Annotated in this window: 4 protein-coding genes; 3 read left to right on the forward strand and 1 reads right to left on the reverse strand. The window is 64.8% G+C overall.

What is annotated here, in order from left to right; all coding sequences use genetic code 11:
- The coding region (locus tag ACILR9_RS38350; protein ID WP_395715270.1) for a transposase at nt 1-378 on the forward strand (378 nt) is incomplete at its 5' end.
- 315 nt (nt 379-693) lie between these two features.
- Here the strand turns inward: ACILR9_RS38350 and ACILR9_RS38355 are convergent.
- Nucleotides 694-2,046 (reverse strand): transposase, encoded by a 1,353-nt coding sequence (locus ACILR9_RS38355; RefSeq protein WP_395715271.1) that lies wholly within the window; start codon nt 2,044-2,046, stop codon nt 694-696.
- Between the two features lie 401 nt (nt 2,047-2,447).
- Between ACILR9_RS38355 and ACILR9_RS38360 the strand changes: the two genes are divergently transcribed.
- Together ACILR9_RS38360 and ACILR9_RS38365 are read left to right on the forward strand one after the other, a co-directional pair.
- Nucleotides 2,448-2,891, forward strand: a complete 444-nt coding sequence (locus ACILR9_RS38360; RefSeq protein ID WP_395715272.1) for a hypothetical protein — start codon at nt 2,448-2,450, stop codon at nt 2,889-2,891.
- Between the two features lie 444 nt (nt 2,892-3,335).
- Nucleotides 3,336-3,638, forward strand: a complete 303-nt coding sequence (locus ACILR9_RS38365; protein WP_395715273.1) for a helix-turn-helix domain-containing protein — start codon at nt 3,336-3,338, stop codon at nt 3,636-3,638.
- Nucleotides 3,639-4,194: the final 556 nt, after the last annotated feature.

Here is a 4,194-nt window from a genome sequence, read left to right on the forward strand (position 1 = left end):
GCCGAGAAGACCGCCGCTCTCGTGCTGCCGCAGGTCAACACCGCGGCCATGAACCTGCATCTGGCCGAGATCGCCCGCCACGTCGCCGTCGATGCGCATGCGGTCGTCATCCTCGACCAAGCCGGCTGGCACGGCAGCAATGCCCTGATCGTGCCGACGAACCTGACCCTCCTGCCGCTGCCGCCCTACAGCCCCGAGCTGAACCCGATCGAAAACCTGTGGCAGTTCCTACGCCACAATTTCCTCAACGCCCGTGTCCACGACGGCTACCAAGCGGTCGTTGATGCCTGCTGCGACGCCTGGAACCGGCTGCGCGCCATCCCCGGCAAAATCCGATCCATCACGACAAGGGAGTGGGCAAGAACGGCCAGTATCTAGGACGGTTGGTATCACGCGATGATCTGACGTTCGAAGCGGTTGGCAGTCATGAACAGGCCGGCAAGCAAGGACATGATGCGTGACCTCGTCGTGCTGCCCTCGTGATCGATCAAGAGCCGCCGATAGCGGCCAAGGACCCCGAAGGTGATCTTTCTGACTTGGCGTGATGTCGCCGGCGTCGCTCGTGCTGCCTGACCGGCTGCGAGGAATGGGCAATGCTGGCAGCAGATTCGTGCGCCGGCCACCAACTTGACAAGGCGCTCCGGCGGACCAAAGAGCAGTGCTCCTCTAACAGCGCGTTGAGGAAGTCGACTTTCAGTCGTGCGGCTCCGTCGCGACATTGACGACGAGCATCGCGGCTTCGCGGCCGGTGGCGACGATGAGGATTGCGGTGCGGGTGTCGGCGGCGGTGAGGACCAGCAGACGCGCCGAGACGCGGACCAGGAACTCCCGTGGGGTGCCGGCGCCGACCAGGAGCCGCATGATCAGGCCGAGATTGTAGCCGGCGACGTGGACGAGATAGCGTTTGTGCAGGTTCTCGCGGCCGCGCAGCCACGAACGGCGCATGCCATCGCGATCGAGGATCAGGGCGAAGCTGCGCTCGACCAGCTCGGCGCGGAGCTTGAACGCCTCCTTCGCCACCCCTGAGCGCAGTCTCGCGCGGTTGTTGTAGACCGCTCGGCGCGCTGCCTCGTCGCCGCGCCAGCGGCTGACGCCCAACACCTTCTTTTCGGCGATCCGGCTCTTCCAGGGTCCGTCTTCCAAGTCCTTGAGGCCATCGCGCGAGTGATAGCCCTTGTCCGCGATCAGCTCGGCCGGGTCTTCCGCCGTCGGGGCAGCATCGATCGCCGCCAGATTGGCTGCGGCCGCCTCGAGCGTGCCCGGCAGGGTCGTGGTGTCGCCCTGGTCGGCCGGGTGGATCTCGGCCGCGACGATGGCGCCGGTGTCGAGATCGACCGCATGCTCGGGTTTGTAGGCTAGCCGGGTACGGCCGTCCTTCATCTTGGCGATCTTGGCCTCCGGGTCGCTCGGCGAGGCCCAGTCCGCGTTGGACAGCCGCTTGCCTTGCCGGTTGCGATCCAGCCGGATCAGATCATCCGCCGTCGGCGTCGCGATGCCACTCTCCTTGGCCAGACGCTTGAGCATCTCGCGATAGTCTTCGCCGCTGTCGCGGCGGACGATCGCGCGCAGCGCCGCGTTGGCCTCCATCGTCGAGGCGTCGACCCCGATCCGGTTGCCCTGGATAAGGCCATGTTCGGCCAGCCGCTGCAGCACCCAGGTGAAGACCGCCTCGTGCACCTCCAACGGCAGGCGCGAGCGCGTCCGGCTCAGCCAGGTATGGTCGGGCACCGCCTCGGTCGTGCCCAGCCGCAGGAACTCCCGTAGCGACAGGCTGTCGGCGCAGCGCCATTCCAGGCCGCGCTCGCTGTCGATCCCCTCGAAATAGCCGATCAGATGCATGCGGAAGTACCGGCCCGGCGGCAGCGACGGCCGGCCCAGCTTGCTGGCGTAGTAGGGCGCGCATTGCTGTTCGGCGAAGCCATCGAACCCAGCTTCGCGCAGTACCGTTTGCAAGCGGTCGTAGAAGGCGTGGCCCGGCGAGCGCGGCAGCTCCGCCCAGCCTACGATCAGATCGGTCTGCCGCTCGCCTTGCCGCCCCAACGCCATGCGCGCCTCCGCCCGTCACCGCACCAGCGAATCAGCCGAACGCGATTTCGTCAACGCGCTGCTAGCGCACGGGTTGACTCCGATCCGCTCGCATTGCGGGCGACGGTGTCGTGGCTGTCACAGAGGTAGAGGGGCGATGACGGCCAGGAGACGCTGAATGCGGCCCAGGGCTAATCCAGATTAGCCGCCGCCGCACCGTGTCGAGCTAACTTATAGGTCGGATCTTCCGCGACCGCGTCATCCGCTGCGGTTGGCTGAAGAAGGGAAGCCCAAAGCACATGGTCGCGGCAGAATGTATCTCGACTGTGCGACCTCTGCGCAAACCCAGGAGATATCGTCCTCCGCGCCACGGCGACACAACCCGATCGTCAACTGAATCCTCATCGGCGGCAGCACGCAACTTGGACTGGCGCACGGTCGATGCCGACAGCGCCCAGCGTTTGCGCCAACTATGCATGAGGATGATGGTTGATCGAGACATGCCTCGCAATGTGACGATCAGCAGCATCGCCACCTCCAAACGAATTCCAGAGGTGATCCTCAACCACTTGAGCCTCATTGCCGAGGAACTCGTTAAGGGGGCGTTTCGGCATGGCTTCCCCGCGGGACGTGGCGGGCGAATTCGCCTGTCGCTCGATGCATGGCCCTCGACTTGGGAACTGACCGTGGATGACAGCGGCACCGTGGAAGGTCGCCGTGGCGCTGGTATGGGCAAGGTGCGCCATCTCGTTCTCAGCTTGGGCGGGGCGTTGGATCTTCCCCGTGTCATCGGCGGTCACCGCTGCGTCATCACGATACCGAAGATGCCCGATTTCGCCGAACCACTCGTCCACGCAGCGTCTTGACGAGCTTCGCTGTGGCGAGCCTACCGCGAGCTCTCACCATTGCGGCGGCCCGCCTGCCTGCCGCAGCCGATGAGGATTGAAGCAATGGAAGCGAACCCCGCCATGTCGGTGTTCCTGGTGGAACTCGACGCCATGATCGCACGAGCGGAGGCCGCATACGAAAAGCTCCGGAGCGCAGCGTCAGACCCGGGGCTCTCTACGCGAAGCGCAAGAAAGATCAGGTTGAACAGCCGAAAGATGGATCAGGCGCTGATGCGCCTCGGCCTCGCACGGGAGAAGCAGCTCGCACACGACCAAGCCGCTAGACCCGCCCTATAGCTGGCGGCGATCGGGGCGGCACATGTCTGCCTCCCTATGATTGGGCGCCTCCGGGGGCCCTTCTCTTTTTGAGCGACCAGATCGTGCCTATGTTCATCCGACACGCACATCGAGGCGCATCGGACGTTGCCCAAGTTCAATGCCTCTGAAGATCCCCTGTCGGTAGTCGATCGCCATGTCGCGACACGCATGCGCGAACGCCGCATCCAGCTTGGGATGACGCAGCAGCGCTTCGCCGAGGCAATCGGTATGACCTATCAACAGGTCAGCAAATACGAGGCCGGGAGGAACCGGGTCGCCGCGGGCAGCCTATATCGGATCGCGCAGGCGCTCGACGTGGACATTGGCTACTTCTTTGAGGGCCTGGATCAAACAGCGGGTCAGCGGGTCCATCACCCATCTGGACGGCGCTCGCGCAGGACCTCCTGAGCATTGCCGATCCCAAGCAGCGCCGCGCCCTTCTGCGCTTGGCCCTGCTCATGGCCGGCGCCGGTCGAGGCGACCAAGGGCAAGACGACGGCTGATCGACCGACGCTGGCCGGAAGTGGGGCTCGCCGCGACACGCGCAGGACGGCGCCACCTCCCCAGCGCGCCGATCAGGTCCACCTCGACGCGCATCGTCAATGGTGCACCATGGGCCCTGAATGGCAACCGGGCGAGCTCGGACTTCAGGCGCTCGTGAGGGTGTGGCGATACCGGGCCGGGACCTGCAAGAGAGGGTCAAGGCCGAGCAGATTGGTCCGCTTTGATCAGCAGGTGACGAGATCCCGACCGCTTTAGAGCGAGCCGAACGCGCTATCCTAGGGTCTATGGACAGAGTTGGCTGTTGACGCGGGCGAAGGCGAGGCTGACGAAGCCAGTATAGCTGCACGAGGTCTTGTCCTTGCGCAAGATGATCCGGGTATAGTCTTTCACCCGACCGAAGAGGTTCTCGATCTGGTGCCTGGTTCGATACCGGGCGCGATCATGGGGGATTGGTGTCTTC

Source organism: Reyranella sp., assembly GCF_044224635.1.
Classification (GTDB): domain Bacteria; phylum Pseudomonadota; class Alphaproteobacteria; order Reyranellales; family Reyranellaceae; genus Reyranella.

What these genes read in the sequence shown, in the direction of transcription:
- ACILR9_RS38355 (WP_395715271.1), bottom strand. Translation starts at nt 2,046, where the DNA reads ATGGCGTTGGGGCGGCAAGGCGAGCGGCAGACCGATCTGATCGTAGGC.